Source organism: Streptococcus anginosus (genome assembly GCF_900636475.1).
In the GTDB taxonomy this organism is placed as follows: domain Bacteria; phylum Bacillota; class Bacilli; order Lactobacillales; family Streptococcaceae; genus Streptococcus; species Streptococcus anginosus.
This window is the reverse complement of record NZ_LR134283.1, coordinates 913,300-928,370: the sequence shown is the minus strand read 5'-3', so window position 1 is coordinate 928,370 and position 15,071 is coordinate 913,300. Positions and strand designations below refer to the sequence as shown.

The following is a 15,071-nucleotide window of genomic DNA, read 5'->3' as shown; positions in this document are numbered from 1 at the left end:
TTATTACGTATGTTGGAGGAGATATGCCTTATCAAAAACGCTCGATTGATTCACGAGTGGATTATAGTTTAATATTACCGGTGTTTTGTTTGCTTTTTATTGGTGTTGTAGCCATTTATATCGCTGTTAGTCATGATTATCCAAAAAATGTTTGGCCAATTGTAGGGCAGCAGATTGCCTGGATTGCTCTAGGAACAGTTATCAGTCTGGTTATCATGCTATTCAATACAAAATTTCTTTGGCAAATAACGCCATACTTATATGTATTTGGCTTGGCATTGATGGTGCTTCCGCTTATTTTTTATAGTTCAGAATTAGTTGCTTCGACAGGAGCAAAAAACTGGGTGACTATAGGACATGTGACCTTGTTTCAACCATCTGAATTTATGAAAATTTCTTATATTCTGATGCTGTCACGAGTTGTTGTTAATTTTTTACAGCGTTATAAAGATAGAGAGCGAACGGTTAAATTGGACTTCTTCCTGATTTTTGAGTTAGCCCTTTATACCTTACCCGTTCTGATTTTATTGGCATTGCAGAGTGACCTAGGGACAGCATTAGTCTTTATCGCAATCTTTTCAGGAATTGTCCTCTTATCAGGTGTGTCTTGGAAAATTATTGTACCAGTTGTTTTGACCATTCTGGTTGTAGGCGGTGGCTTTTTACTTATCTTCATTTCAAAAGACGGGCGAGCTTTTTTGCACCAAATTGGGATGCCAACCTATCAGATCAACCGTATTTTGGCTTGGCTGAATCCGTTTGACTACGCTCAAACCACTACTTATCAACAGGCACAAGGTCAAATAGCAATTGGTAGTGGTGGTCTCTGGGGACAAGGGTTTAATGTATCCAATCTATTGGTGCCTGTACGTGAAAGTGATATGATTTTTACTGTCATTGCAGAAGATTTTGGTTTTGTCGGTGCAACGATTGTGATTGCCTTGTATTTGCTATTGATTTATCGTATGTTAAAAATTACGCTGAAATCAAATAATCAATTTTACACCTATATTTCTACTGGTTTTATCATGATGTTACTCTTTCATATTTTTGAAAATATCGGAGCAGTGACGGGAATTTTGCCTTTGACAGGGATTCCACTTCCATTTATTTCGCAAGGGGGATCCTCTATCGTCAGTAATTTAATCGGGGTTGGGCTCTTGCTTTCTATGAGCTATCAAAATAATCTATCAGATGAAAAACGCTCACATTATCCTACAAGGCGTAAAAAAGTAGTATTAAAACAATTAAAATAAAGGAGAAGAAGTATGACAAAAGTAGCTGTTATGTTAGCCAATGGCTTTGAAGAAATTGAAGCATTGACGGTTGTGGATGTTCTTCGCCGTGCAGGAATCCTATGTGACATGATTGGCTTTGAAAAAGCGGTAACAGGTTCTCACGGTATCGCAGTTCAAGCAGATAAAGTTTGGGCTGGAAAGTTAGATGATTATGAATTGGTGGTACTGCCGGGAGGAATGCCTGGTGCGACAAATTTGCGAGATGATGATCGTTTGATGTCAGCTCTACAAAAGATGCAAGAAGAAGGCAAGTGGATAGCAGCCATTTGCGCAGCACCGATTGCACTAAATCGTGCAGGAGTCTTAAAGAACAAACAATTTACCTGTTATGATGGTATCGAGTCAGATATTGAAACTGGAACTTACATCAAACAAACTGTCGTTGTTGATGGGAAAGTGATTACCAGCCGAGGTCCCGCAACTGCTCTAACTTTTGCTTATGAGCTGGTTCATCAGTTAGGTGGAGACAGTGAGCAGCTTGCAACGGCGATGCTTTACAATGATGTCTATAGTGATTGATGCTCTATGATACTAAAACTTATTTGGAATGATCCAAGTAAGTTTTTTTATGAAAATTCATGTCTAAAATAGGCTTTCCTATCTGTTTTAACAGCCATTTTTTACAAAAATATGTTATAATAAAAGGTATGGATTATCAAGATTATATTTGGGATTTAGGGGGGACTCTCCTCAATAATTACGAGACGTCAACGGCTGCATTTGTAGAAACGTTAGCTGGTTTTGGGATTCAAGCTGCCCATGATGATGTTTACAAGGCGCTAAAGGTTTCAACTCCCTATGCAGTTGCTCAATTTGCGCCCAACATTCCTGCATTTTTACAAACTTATAAAGTGAATGAAGCAAGAGAGTTAGCTCATCCAGTATTATTTGAAGGTGCTGCAGATTTGCTCAAGAATATCGTTGCACAAGGAGGGCGTAATTTTCTGATTTCTCATCGGAATGATCAGGTTTTAGAGATTCTTGATAAAACAGGGATTTCAGGCTACTTTACAGAAGTTGTGACTTCTAATCGTGGTTTTAAGAGAAAGCCAAATCCTGAGTCAATGCTTTATTTAAAAGATAAGTATCAGATTGAGAATGGGTTAGTCATCGGAGATCGTTCAATTGACACAGAAGCAGGTCAATCAGCTGGCTTTGCAACTTATCTCTTTGATGATATGGAAAATCTCAAGAAATTTATAAAAATATAGAAAAGGAATCGTATGTCAGAAGAAACTAAAGAAATGCAAGCACAAGATTATGATGCCAGTCAAATTCAGGTTTTAGAAGGTTTGGAAGCTGTCCGAATGCGTCCAGGGATGTATATTGGCTCAACTTCAAAAGAAGGACTGCATCATCTTGTTTGGGAAATTGTAGATAACTCAATTGATGAGGCATTAGCTGGTTTTGCAACACATATTCAAGTGTTTATTGAGAAAGATAATTCGATTACCGTTGTTGATGACGGTCGTGGAATCCCTGTAGATATTCAAGAAAAAACAGGTCGCCCTGCGGTAGAAACTGTCTTTACCATTCTTCATGCTGGAGGAAAATTTGGCGGTGGCGGGTACAAGGTATCTGGAGGATTGCATGGTGTCGGATCTTCTGTGGTTAATGCTCTTTCTACTCAACTTGATGTTCGGGTTTACAAGAACGGTCAAATTTATTTTCAAGAATACCGTCGCGGGCACGTCGTAGCGGATCTGGAGATTATCGGTGAGACTGATCGCACAGGAACAACTGTTCATTTTACACCAGACCCAGAAATCTTCACAGAAACGGTTGAATTTGATTTTGAAAAATTAAATAAACGGGTGCAAGAACTAGCATTTTTGAATCGTGGCCTGCGAATTTCTATTACTGATAAACGGGAAGGTTTGGAGCAAACAAAAGATTACCATTATGAGGGTGGGATTGCTAGCTATGTCCAGTATATCAATGAAAATAAAGATGTTATCTTTGAAAATCCGATTTATACAGACGGAGAAATGGATGATATTACTGTTGAAGTAGCTATGCAGTATACAACAGGCTATCACGAAACTGTCATGAGTTTTGCTAACAACATCCACACTCATGAAGGCGGGACGCATGAACAAGGTTTTCGTACAGCGCTCACACGTGTCATCAATGACTATGCCAAGAAAAATAAACTTCTGAAAGAAAATGAAGACAACCTGACTGGTGAAGATGTCCGTGAAGGATTGACAGCGGTCATCTCTGTCAAACACCCTAATCCTCAATTTGAAGGACAAACAAAGACGAAGCTTGGAAATAGCGAAGTTGTTAAAATAACCAATCGTCTCTTTAGCGAAGCTTTTTCAGATTTCCTTTTGGAAAATCCTGCGGTTGCTAAGAAAATTGTTGAAAAGGGAATTTTGGCATCTAAAGCTCGGATTGCAGCTAAGCGCGCACGTGAAGTGACCCGCAAGAAATCAGGACTAGAAATCTCCAACTTACCTGGTAAATTAGCAGACTGCTCTTCCAATGATCCGCACGAAACAGAATTGTTTATCGTGGAAGGAGACTCAGCAGGTGGTTCAGCTAAGTCTGGTAGGAATCGGGAATTTCAAGCTATTTTACCAATTCGTGGTAAGATTTTAAATGTTGAAAAAGCCAGCATGGATAAAATTTTAGCCAATGAAGAAATTCGTAGTCTCTTTACTGCAATGGGAACAGGCTTTGGAGCGGATTTTGATGTAAGCAAGGCTCGCTATCAAAAATTAGTCATTATGACCGATGCCGATGTTGATGGTGCGCATATCCGAACCCTTCTTTTGACATTGATTTATCGTTATATGAAGCCTGTTTTAGAAGCGGGGTATGTCTATATTGCTCAACCGCCTATTTATGGTGTGAAAGTCGGCAGTGAAGTGAAAGAATACATCCAGCCCGGAGCCAATCAAGAAGAAGAGCTACAGTTGGCATTGGAGCGTTATTCTGAAGGGCGTTCTAAACCAAGTATTCAACGTTACAAAGGCTTGGGAGAAATGGACGACCACCAACTTTGGGAAACAACGATGAACCCAGAACATCGCTTAATGGCGCGTGTCTCAGTAGATGATGCAGCAGAAGCGGACAAGATTTTTGATATGCTAATGGGGGACCGTGTAGAACCTCGTCGTGAATTTATCGAAGAGAACGCCGTATATAGTACATTGGACGTTTAAAAAAATCTGAAAAAATTCACATTTACCAAGAAAATTATGATATAATAATCATGATTATTTTCAAGTAATATTTTGAAGGAGTTTTACATGTCTAACGGACTAATCATACTAATCATAGTGATAGCAGTTCTCTTGATTGTTGCTTACATAACTGCTGTCTTATTAAGAAAAAGAAATGATGCCTTGCTTGCTAAGTTAGAAGATCGCAAAGAAGAACTTTATAATCTTCCTGTAAACGATGAAGTCGAAGCGGTTAAAAACATGCATTTGATTGGACAAAGTCAAGTGGCTTTTCGTGAATGGAATCAAAAATGGGTTGATCTTTCTTTAAATTCTTTTGCAGACATCGAAAATAACCTCTTTGAAACGGAAGGTTACAATAATTCGTTTCGGTTTCTAAAAGCAAAGCATGGTATTGATAAAATTGAGAGCCAAATTGACTTGATTGAAGAAGATATTACTGCTATTCGTAATGCACTTGCTGAATTAGAAAAGCAAGAGTCTAAAAATAGCGGTCGTGTCTTGCATGCTTTGGATTTATTTGAAAAGTTGCAAGTGTCTGTGGCAAATGATACAGAAAGTTATGGCTCAGCGCTTCCTGAGATTGAAAAGCAATTAGAAAAAATTCAATCTGAATTCTCTCAATTTGTAACTTTAAACTCATCAGGCGATCCTGTTGAAGCAGCGGAAATTTTGGATAAAACAGAAGATCACATCCTTGCTTTAACGCATATTGTTGAAAAAATCCCAGAGCTTGTATCAGAATTAGATCAAAAGTTACCAGAACAGTTGGAAGATTTGGAGTCTGGTCATCGCAAATTACTGGAATCCGGTTATCATTTTATTGAAACTGATATTGAATCTCGCTTCCAACAGCTGCATACTAGTTTGAAACGCAACAGTGAAAACATTGCTAGTTTAGAATTGGACAATGCACAATATGAAAATACGCAAATCCAAGAAGAAATGGATGCTTTATATGACATGTTTAACCGTGAAATCAAGTCACATAAAGTAGTTGTCAAACTAGTCAATAGTTTACCAGGTTATTTAGGCCATACAAAAGAAAACAATCAAAATCTTTTGACAGAGATTGCCCGCATTTCAAAATTGTATCTCTTGACAGAAAGCGATACAAATCATGTTCGTCGACTTCAAAGTGAACTTTCTAGCTTGGATGATGTTGTTTTAGAAGCAATTGAAGATTCTTCAGAAAGAAAACAGGCTTATTCTGTTCTTCAAGAAAATCTTGAAACCATTCAAAAACGTGTGAAAGAAATTGAAGATGAACAATTAGTACTGAGTGAAAAATTGGCTAAAATTGAAAAAGATGATGCCAATGCTCGACAAAAAATTAATATTTATATCAACAAATTGCACACGATTAAGCGTTATATGGAAAAACGCAATTTGCCGGGTATTCCACGGAGCTTCCTGACCACTTTCTTTACTGCAAGTGATAACACAGAAGCTTTAGTAGCAGAATTGGAACAATATCGTGTCAATATCGAATCAGTAAACCGTATGCTAGAGATTTTGACAAATGATATGAATGAACTGGAAAATGAGACTTATCGGATTGTTGAAAATGCTACTTTGACAGAGCAATTGTTACAATATTCAAATCGCTATCGTTCATTTGATGAAGGAGTTCAAACTGCCTTCAACCGTGCACTAGAGATTTTTGAAAATGACTTTGATTATCAAGCATCGTTTGAGGAGATCTCGCAAGCATTGGATGTAGTAGAACCCGGTGTAACTAATCGTTTTGTTACATCATATGAAAAAACACGAGAAAATATCCGATTTTAAACTAAAATAATAAAGAGACAAGGTTTCATTCCCTTGTCTCTTTTTATTAGGTTCCTTTCGTCAGTATCGTGATGTTCGGTATAAAATTGGCGACTAAAGCAGACGGTCGTGCTCCCTAATACAATTACTTGCAAATGAATAGAATCTGGGAAGATGGCATATAAGGCAACTAAAAATCCCAACCATAGGCGATTGGGATTAGTCTCTTAAGAAGAGATTAATGAGTAAAAGCAACACAAACACCTTCTGGAACAAAGAAATCATGTGATAATTCTGTTAATTTTCCTGTTTCTGGGTCACGTTTGAAGACCGTCGCATTGTCTGAATCTTGATGAGCTGCGATAAGATACTGTTGATCTGGTGTAATATTAAAATCACGTGGATTTTTTCCATTAGTTGGTACGAATTCTACAAGTTCAAGTGTTCCATCTCCTGCTACTTTGTAAACAGCGATTGAATTATGCCCGCGGTTGGAGCCATAAAGGAAGCGACCGTCAGCAGATAGGCGAATAGCAGCTGTTCCATTAAATTCTGAAAAGTCTTCTGGTAAAGTGGAGATGGTTTGCAGGCGTTCAAATTGACCATCTCCATCGTAAATTAAAACTTCAATAGTAGAGTTTAATTCACAAATAAGATAAGCAATTTTGTAGTGAGGGTGGAACACAATATGACGTGGACCAGCGCCAGGTGTCGCATGATAAGTCTCTAATCGATTTAGACGTCCATAATCACTAATTTCATATGTCACAACTTCATCAGTTCCTAAATCACACGTAACCAGATACTTATCGGGTGTTAAATCTGCAAAATGCACATGAGCAGCAGCTTGGTTTTCATGAGGACCGTAGCCGATATGAACATCAGAATCAACTAATTTAAGGCTACCATTTTCTTGTCGTCTATAAACTAATACTTGTCCTTTATGGTAGTTTGCCCCGTAGACAAGGCTTCTTGCTTCATCTACACTCACATAGCATAGAGGAGCACCTTCGGCCACAACGTGATTGAGTAACTGTCCCGCTTTATTAAAGGCTGCAATGCCTCCCTCACCGTGTTCAGTTCCGACAGAATATAGGTTCTGTTGCTTGTCAAAAGCTAAATAAGTAGGATTTGGCTCTTTTGCAATAAGTGTTAAATTTGCCAGTTCTCCTGTGCTGGTATCAAAATCAGCTTTGTAAATTCCTTCTGAGCTACGACGTGTATAAGTTCCAAAATAAACTGTTTGTGTCATCATTCACCTCGAAATATTTGATACTTTCATTATAACACAAAAAGAGATGAAATGGTTTTCACAAATGAAAGCTGCTATCAGTTCTATGATGAAAAAATAGATAAAAAATAGATTCGAGATAGGATGGGAACAGATGACTTTGATACAATAAAAATAGATTTGCGGGTGGTGGCGCTAACAATTAGGGTTGTCTGTTTGACTTCTGAAAAATGTTTTGTTTTTTGGGAAGAAAGTTTTTATCCTGCATCACGGTTCAATCTTTGTAAGTTCACTATTTTGTTGTATAATAAAAGTAATCTTTACATTGATTAGCAGTCATTTAATTTTATATCTATATTTTAAGGAGTAAGAAATGCATAAGATTTTAGTAGTAGAAGATGACACTACGATTAATCAAGTGATTTGTGAATTTTTGAAAGAAAATCATTATGAGGTGACACCAGTTTTTGACGGGGCAGAAGCCCTACGTGAATTTGAGGAAAAATCGTTTGACCTCATCATTTTGGACGTTATGTTGCCCTCTATGAGCGGTCTGGATGTGTTGAAGGAAATCCGGAAGACGTCGCAGGTACCAGTTATGATGTTAACTGCACTAGATGATGAATATACTCAGCTGGTCAGCTTTAATCACCTTATCAGTGATTATGTTACCAAACCATTTTCGCCACTTATTTTGATGAAACGCATTGAAAATATTTTCCGGAGTACTGTGACAGAATCAGAGATTGTCGTTGGAGACTTGCGTGTTTCAATTGATGATTGTACCGTTTATTGGCAAGAAGAAAAAATGTCTCCTACTAAAAAAGAATATGAAATTATCCAAGCTTTAGCTAAAAGAAAAAATCATTTGGTGACGCGGGATCAATTGATGAATACAATTTGGGGTTATAGCGAACTGGATAGTCGTGTTTTGGATAACCATGTAAAAAATATTCGGAAAAAAATTCCTGGAATACCTCTTAAAACGATTACTGGTATGGGTTATCAACTTGGAGGAGAAGAAGAGTGAGAATTGCTAAAAAGCATTTTCTTTTGACAGGAACAATAATTTTTATTGTCGTGACAACGGTTTTAACAACACTCTATTTTGTGATGCCTGTTTATTATGAGCAAGTCAAGCATCGAGAAGCTAAAAGTGAGTTCTTTCAGATTGCTCAGCAAGTTCAAGGAAAACCGTCAGATGATATAGGAAAGCTTTTAAGTGACTACAATCGAAAGAATACACGCGTCTGGTTTAGTATATTAGATGCGAAAGGAAAACTTATTTATCCACATATTGATTTAGCTAATGAAAAGGGAGAATTCCAATTAACAATTTTACCTTCTGACATGAGTTTGAATAATCAAACTAAAAGTATGAGCAAGAAGATAAGAACGGCAGAAGGGACCACATTGACCTTACGTGGGGAATATTCGCTCCAACCAATATCGGATGCTACTTACGTGTTGTTAAGTCTTTATCCTTATATCTTATTCTTTTCGTTAACGTTAGGTGGTATAGTGGCTTTTCTTTATAGTCGATTTGCAACCAAACGCATTACAGATATTTCAGAGAGCACGCGAAAAATGGCAACTCTTTCTCCAGATGTGGCGTGTCCTGTCAAAGGGCGGGATGAAATTTCCACTCTCGCTCAAGATATTAACAGTCTGTATAACAATCTTTTGACAAGTATTGAAGCGCTGCGATTGGAAAATGAGAAGGTTGCTGAAAGTGAACGGGAGAAAGCAGAATTTCTACGGATGACTTCTCATGAGCTGAAAACGCCGATTACCAGCATGATGGGAATTGTGGATGGTATGATTTATGGTGTTGGTGACTTCAAAGATAAAGATAAATACCTACATAAATGTCGTGAAATTTTGGAAGAGCAATCAAAACTTGTACAGTCTATCTTGGCAATTTCTAAAATTGAAATGCGGATAGAAGCGGAAGAGGAAGAATTTTCACTTAATCAGCTCTTGGAGGGAAACTTGAGCAGCTATAAGATGTTAGCTGATGTGAAAGGCTATCAATTTACTGTACAGTTAGAAGAGCTTCAAGTGCATGGCAACAAGACTTATTTGCTGAAAGCTATTAAAAATTTACTAGATAATGCTTTCCATTATACATTAGCCGGTGGAGAGATTCTTTTAATGATTAAAGACAATCAGTTAATCATTGAAAATGATGCGGAACATGTGTTGGATGAACAGCAAATCCAGCAAATATTTCAGCCATTTTATCGTCCGGATTACAGTCGTAACCGCAAAGATGGCGGAACAGGTCTGGGACTCTTTATCGTGCAACAGATTTTGGAAAATCATCATTTGCACTATCTCTTTGAAGCTGTTGATGACAAACGAATGCGGTTTACAATTTTTTTCTCAGATAAAGAAAGCTAAAAGTGGGAATCCGTTCATGAATTGAATGGATGACCGCTTTTTATGTTTGATTTGAGTGCAAGAAGAAAATTCACAAAAGGCTATCTTTTCTTCAAGAATTTTTTAGAAAAAAATGCTACAATGAGATAAATAAAGAAAAGGATGTCTGTATGGAACACAAAAAGAAGGATTTCAGCCTATCATGGTTTTTTCGGTGGTTTTTAGACAATAAAGCAATTACTGTTTTTTTGGTGACCTTATTGTTGGGGTTGAATATTTTTGTATTAAACAAAATTAGTTTCATTTTCATTCCTGTTTTAGAATTTATTGGGGTTATTATGCTGCCAGTTATTTTAGCAGGACTTTTGTATTATTTATTAAATCCGATTGTGGATTGGATGGAAAAACATAAAGTCAATCGTTTAGTTGCGATTACGATTGTTTTTATTTTGATTGCATTGCTCTTAATTTGGGGCCTGGCTGTAGCAATTCCAAGTTTGCAACATCAGATAGTCAGCTTTGTCAAGAATTTACCAGCCAATTTGAAAAAATCAAATAAAATTATTCAAGATTTTTTGGAAAATCGTATTTCTGATGATGTCAAACCTCAATTGGAAGAAATTGCGAATAATTTTTCAGATCAAGTGACAGCTTGGGCGAGTAATTTCTCATCTAAAGCTGTGAACTGGGTTAGCACATTGATTAGTACGGCTTCGCAAGTGATTGTAGCCATTATCATCATGCCTTTTATCCTTTTTTATCTTTTGCGAGATGGAAAAAACTTAAAATCTTATTTGACAAAATTCATGCCAACTAAGTTTCGTGAACCAGTCGGACAAATTTTGACAGATGTCAATACGCAGCTTGCCAATTACGTTCGTGGGCAAGTAACTGTAGCTATTATCGTAGCGATAATGTTCATCATTTTCTTTAAAGTAATCGGGCTTCGCTATGCAGTGACACTTGGGGTGACGGCAGGGATTTTAAATTTGATTCCTTATTTGGGAAGTTTTCTAGCTATGCTGCCGGCTCTTGTTCTGGGTTTAATTGCTGGACCAATTATGCTCTTGAAAGTCATTGTGGTCTTTATTGTAGAGCAAACGATTGAAGGGCGGTTTGTGTCGCCATTAATTCTCGGTAGCCAATTGAACATTCATCCAATCAATGTTCTTTTTGTCCTTTTGACAGCGGGATCTATGTTTGGTATCTGGGGCGTTTTACTGGGAATTCCCGTTTATGCATCTGCAAAAGTTGTGATTGCTGCTATTTTTAAATGGTATAAGAAAGTCAGCGGCTTGTATGAAGAATAATTGGTAGATGAAACAGGAGAAGAAATTGAACAACAGTGAGAAAATGGTCGCTTCTTTGCAAAAGCAGGATTTGGCGCATGCCAATAAATATTTTGAAAGAGCTCTAACAAATGATACAGAGGAAGAATTACTTGAATTAGCCGACTACTTAGAAAGTATCGGCTTTTTCCCTCAAGCGAAGCGAATTTATGAAACATTAGCTCCTCATTATCCAGAAGCCTACATCAGTTTGGCGCAGATTGCTAGTGAAGACGGGCAAGTGGAAGAAGCGTTTGCTTATCTGGAAGAAATTACTTCTGATAGTGACTGGTATGTGACAGCACTCTTAGTCAAAGCTGATCTCTATCAAATGGAAGGCTTGCCAGATGTTGCAAGGGAAAAATTAGCCGAGGCAAAGCAATTATCTGATGAACCGTTAGTGACTTTTGGCATGGCTGAAATAGATTTTGAATTGGGAAATTTCAATCAAGCCATTAAGGAATACGCTAGCTTAGACAATCGCATGATTTATGAGCAGACGGGTGTTTCTACTTATCAGCGGATTGGTGTTTCCTATGCAAGTTTGGGAAAATTTGAAGTGGCGATTGAGTTTTTGGAAAAATCTTTAGAGATTGAATACGATGATGCTGTAGCCTTTGAATTAGCGACTATTTTGTATGACCAGAAAGAATATCAAAAAGCTAATCTATACTTTAAGCAAATTGATACGATTTCGCCGGAATTTGAAGGTTATGAGTATGGTTATGCTTTGTCGCTTCATGCAGAACATCAGACAGAAGAAGCATTACGCCTTACGCAGCAGGGCTTGTCGAAAAATCCATTTGATACACGTCTTTTGTTGCTAGCTTCGCAGCTTTCTTATGAGTTGCACGATGAGCGAAAGGCAGAAGATTACCTTTTGAAAGCAAAAGATAATGCGGAAGACTTGGAAGAAATTGCATTGCGTTTGTCTAATCTTTACTTAGAGCAAGAGCGTTTTGATGAAGTTTTGAAATTTGAGGAGCAAGATATAGACAATGTACTGACTAAGTGGAATATTGCGCGTGCCTATCAGGCTTTGGAACAGACAACAGCAGCTTTGGAGCGATATCGACTGTTGCTCTCGGATTTAAAGGAAAATCCAGAATTTTTAGAGCAATATATTTATCTACTTCGTGAAATGGGAGATTTTGAAGAAGCAAAACACCAAGCAGAGCATTATCTTCACTTGGTTCCAGATGATGTGGAGATGCAGGAATTGTACAATAGTTTGTAAAAAGAGTAACAAGCACAATCCTATAAGACGCATGGGAATTATGATATAATGATGAGCGTGATATTCAGGAAGGACGAAGAAAATGACTGAAAAATTTGGTGCGGATTTGATTGTGGATAGTTTAATCAATCACAAGGTGGATTATGTATTTGGAATTCCCGGTGCAAAGATTGACCGTGTATTTGATACCTTAGAGGACAAAGGCCCACAACTTATCGTTGCTCGTCATGAACAAAATGCTGCTTTTATGGCGCAAGGAATTGGGCGGATTACAGGAGAGCCGGGTGTCGTGATTGCAACGAGTGGACCAGGTGCTTCAAACTTAGCAACGGGCTTGGTTACGGCGACCGCAGAGGGCGACCCAGTGCTGGCTTTGGCTGGTCAGGTCAAACGCTCTGACCTTCTCAAACGCGCTCACCAGTCTATGGACAATGCTGCACTATTTAAGCCGATTACTAAGTATTCAGTCGAAGTGCAAGACGGCAATACTCTGTCAGAAATCATTGCCAATGCTTATCGTCATGCCAAGTCAGGAATGCCGGGGGCAAGTTTCATTTCCATTCCACAGGATGTGGTGGATAGTCAGGTGCAAGTGAAAGCAATTAAACCGCTGACGGATCCGCAGCTGGGTTCTAGTTCTGTGGCAGACATTAACTATCTAGCGCAAGCGATTAAAAATGCTGTGTTACCGGTTCTTCTCTTGGGAAATGGCGCTTCAAGTGCCAAAGTGACGGCTTCTATTCGTCAGTTATTGGAGCAAGTACAGTTGCCTGTTGTGGAAACATTCCAAGGGGCTGGGATTGTGTCTCGTGAATTGGAAGAAGCTACTTTCTTTGGGCGTGTCGGGCTGTTTCGCAATCAGCCGGGTGACATGCTCCTGAAAAAATCTGACCTAGTCATCGCTATCGGCTATGATCCGATTGAGTATGAAGCGCGCAACTGGAATGCGGAAATTTCTGCCCGCGTCATTGTGATTGACGTAGAGCCAGCAGAGATTGATACTTACTTTCAACCGGAGCGTGAGCTGATTGGAGATATTGCAAATACTTTGGATTTATTGCTGCCAGCGATTAACGGCTATCAATTACCAGAAGGCTCGCGGGAATATCTGCAAGTGCTGCGAGATAAAATGGACGGTGATGTGAAATTTGACCGCAGCCAAACTGAAAAAGGTCGCCTACACCCGCTGGATATTGTCGAAGTCTTGCAGGAAAATACGACAGACGATATGACAGTTACTGTCGATGTGGGTACGCATTATATTTGGATGGCACGTTATTTCAAGAGCTATGAACCAAGGCATCTGCTTTTTTCAAATGGGATGCAAACGTTAGGAGTGGCATTACCCTGGGCAATCTCAGCAGCCTTGGTTCGTCCCAACATAAAGATCGTTTCTGTGTCTGGCGATGGTGGTTTTCTCTTTTCGGCCCAAGAGCTAGAGACAGCAGTTCGTCTACAATTACCAATTGTTCATCTTATTTGGAATGACGGTCATTATAATATGGTGGAATTTCAAGAAGAAATGAAATATGGTCGTTCATCTGGAGTGGACTTTGGACCTGTTGATTTTGTTAAATATGCAGAGAGTTTTGGTGCGAAAGGATTCCGAGCAACCTCTCCAGCAGAATTGACACAGCTGCTTCAAAAAGCTTTAGAGGAAAGTGGACCGGTCATCATTGATGTGCCAGTTGATTACAAGGACAGCAGCATGCTGGGAGAAACGATTTTACCAGATGAGTTTTATTAAAGAAGAAGTGGGAAAGAACTCGAAATTTTTAAAAGGGTTCGTTTTTCCACTGTTTTTTCAGGTAAAGATAGTAAACATTGCCTAGGAGGAGAAATGGCAGAGCTTGTAACATTATTTCACTACAATACTTTGGGAGCTTTAATGGCAGGGCTTTACAAGGGGACGATGACGATTGAAGAATTGCTTAAACATGGCGATTTAGGGATTGGTACTTTAGACTCTATTGACGGAGAGCTGATTGTGCTTGACGGCAAGGCCTATCAAGCCAAGGGGATAGGAGCAAGTCCTGAAGTGATGGAAGTTTCAATGGATAGGACGGTTCCTTATGCTGCAGTGGCTTTTCACCGAGCAGAAGCGTGTTTTCGTCAGGACGTTGAGCTGACTGATGAAGCGTTGAAGAAGCGCATAGAAGCTAGCTATGTCGGGGAAAATCTTTTTCACTCAATTAAGATTCATGGTGAATTTAGCAGCATGCATGTGCGCATGGCTCCAAAAACCTCTCTGGGAAAGAAGTTCGCAGAAATCGCAGCTCATCAGCCTGAGTACCAGGTAGAACACATTTCGGGAACAATCGTTGGCTTTTGGACGCCAGAGCTGTTTCACGGTGTCAGCGTAGCTGGTTTTCATCTTCATTTTCTATCTGATGACCACCAATTTGGCGGACATGTTATGGATTTTGTCATGAAAAATGGAGAGGTTGAAATCGGAACGATTGCAGCATTGGAGCAGCGTTTTCCGATTCAAGACCAAGATTTTCTCGCTGCCAAATTGAATGTGGCGGAGCTAAAAGAAGATATTGAGAAATCTGAATAAAAGGCGGCGGGGTAGGTTTAAGAGACTTACATACACCTTAAATAGTCTGAAATAGAATACAAAGGTTGGAATTC

The 15,071-nt window shown here is 38.8% G+C and carries 12 protein-coding genes; 11 read left to right on the top strand and 1 reads right to left on the bottom strand.

Annotated features, from left to right (window positions below):
- Window positions 1–23: 23 nt before the first annotated feature.
- From EL079_RS04530 to ezrA, 5 genes are all read left to right on the top strand, one after another.
- On the top strand, window positions 24–1,256 hold the full coding sequence (locus EL079_RS04530; RefSeq protein WP_003031850.1) for an FtsW/RodA/SpoVE family cell cycle protein: 1,233 nt from the start codon (window positions 24–26) through the stop codon (window positions 1,254–1,256).
- A gap of 12 nt (window positions 1,257–1,268) precedes the next feature.
- Window positions 1,269–1,817, top strand: a complete 549-nt coding sequence (locus tag EL079_RS04525) for a DJ-1 family glyoxalase III (protein ID WP_003031899.1) — start codon at window positions 1,269–1,271, stop codon at window positions 1,815–1,817.
- Between the two features lie 128 nt (window positions 1,818–1,945).
- Window positions 1,946–2,509, top strand: coding sequence for an HAD-IA family hydrolase (locus EL079_RS04520; protein ID WP_018543441.1), 564 nt, complete (start codon window positions 1,946–1,948; stop codon window positions 2,507–2,509).
- A 12-nt stretch (window positions 2,510–2,521) separates the two neighbouring features.
- Window positions 2,522–4,468, top strand: a complete 1,947-nt coding sequence (gyrB, locus tag EL079_RS04515; RefSeq protein WP_003031868.1) for a DNA topoisomerase (ATP-hydrolyzing) subunit B — start codon at window positions 2,522–2,524, stop codon at window positions 4,466–4,468.
- An 87-nt stretch (window positions 4,469–4,555) separates the two neighbouring features.
- Window positions 4,556–6,280: a septation ring formation regulator EzrA gene (gene ezrA / locus EL079_RS04510; protein ID WP_003031886.1), complete on the top strand. Its 1,725-nt coding sequence runs from the start codon at window positions 4,556–4,558 to the stop codon at window positions 6,278–6,280.
- 217 nt (window positions 6,281–6,497) lie between these two features.
- Here ezrA and EL079_RS04505 read toward each other — a convergent pair whose 3' ends face one another.
- A complete protein-coding gene (locus EL079_RS04505; RefSeq protein WP_003031840.1) occupies window positions 6,498–7,511 on the bottom strand; it encodes a lactonase family protein in 1,014 nt (337 codons plus the stop codon).
- Between the two features lie 352 nt (window positions 7,512–7,863).
- Between EL079_RS04505 and EL079_RS04495 the strand changes: the two genes are divergently transcribed.
- From EL079_RS04495 to budA, 6 genes are all read left to right on the top strand, one after another.
- The gene (locus EL079_RS04495; RefSeq protein WP_003025323.1) at window positions 7,864–8,520 is read left to right on the top strand and encodes a response regulator transcription factor; all 657 of its coding nucleotides are present in this window, start codon (window positions 7,864–7,866) and stop codon (window positions 8,518–8,520) included.
- Window positions 8,517–9,893, top strand: coding sequence for a sensor histidine kinase (locus EL079_RS04490; RefSeq protein ID WP_003031848.1), 1,377 nt, complete (start codon window positions 8,517–8,519; stop codon window positions 9,891–9,893). Before EL079_RS04495 ends, EL079_RS04490 begins: the two co-directional genes overlap by 4 nt.
- 149 nt (window positions 9,894–10,042) lie before the next feature.
- Window positions 10,043–11,182: an AI-2E family transporter gene (locus EL079_RS04485; protein ID WP_003031863.1), complete on the top strand. Its 1,140-nt coding sequence runs from the start codon at window positions 10,043–10,045 to the stop codon at window positions 11,180–11,182.
- 25 nt (window positions 11,183–11,207) lie between these two features.
- Window positions 11,208–12,437, top strand: coding sequence for a tetratricopeptide repeat protein (locus tag EL079_RS04480; RefSeq protein WP_022524383.1), 1,230 nt, complete (start codon window positions 11,208–11,210; stop codon window positions 12,435–12,437).
- 82 nt (window positions 12,438–12,519) lie between these two features.
- A complete protein-coding gene (gene alsS, locus EL079_RS04475) occupies window positions 12,520–14,184 on the top strand; it encodes an acetolactate synthase AlsS (protein ID WP_003031892.1) in 1,665 nt (554 codons plus the stop codon).
- Window positions 14,185–14,277: 93 nt separating this feature from the next.
- Window positions 14,278–14,997: an acetolactate decarboxylase gene (budA, locus tag EL079_RS04470; RefSeq protein ID WP_003031898.1), complete on the top strand. Its 720-nt coding sequence runs from the start codon at window positions 14,278–14,280 to the stop codon at window positions 14,995–14,997.
- Window positions 14,998–15,071: the final 74 nt, after the last annotated feature.

What these genes read in the sequence shown, in the direction of transcription:
- EL079_RS04525 (WP_003031899.1), top strand. Translation starts at nt 1,269, where the DNA reads ATGACAAAAGTAGCTGTTATGTTAGCCAATGGCTTTGAAGAAATTGAA.
- EL079_RS04485 (WP_003031863.1), top strand. Translation starts at nt 10,043, where the DNA reads ATGGAACACAAAAAGAAGGATTTCAGCCTATCATGGTTTTTTCGGTGG.
- budA (WP_003031898.1), top strand. Translation starts at nt 14,278, where the DNA reads ATGGCAGAGCTTGTAACATTATTTCACTACAATACTTTGGGAGCTTTA.
- EL079_RS04505 (WP_003031840.1), bottom strand. Translation starts at nt 7,511, where the DNA reads ATGACACAAACAGTTTATTTTGGAACTTATACACGTCGTAGCTCAGAA.
- EL079_RS04495 (WP_003025323.1), top strand. Translation starts at nt 7,864, where the DNA reads ATGCATAAGATTTTAGTAGTAGAAGATGACACTACGATTAATCAAGTG.
- EL079_RS04520 (WP_018543441.1), top strand. Translation starts at nt 1,946, where the DNA reads ATGGATTATCAAGATTATATTTGGGATTTAGGGGGGACTCTCCTCAAT.
- EL079_RS04530 (WP_003031850.1), top strand. Translation starts at nt 24, where the DNA reads ATGCCTTATCAAAAACGCTCGATTGATTCACGAGTGGATTATAGTTTA.
- ezrA (WP_003031886.1), top strand. Translation starts at nt 4,556, where the DNA reads ATGTCTAACGGACTAATCATACTAATCATAGTGATAGCAGTTCTCTTG.
- alsS (WP_003031892.1), top strand. Translation starts at nt 12,520, where the DNA reads ATGACTGAAAAATTTGGTGCGGATTTGATTGTGGATAGTTTAATCAAT.
- gyrB (WP_003031868.1), top strand. Translation starts at nt 2,522, where the DNA reads ATGTCAGAAGAAACTAAAGAAATGCAAGCACAAGATTATGATGCCAGT.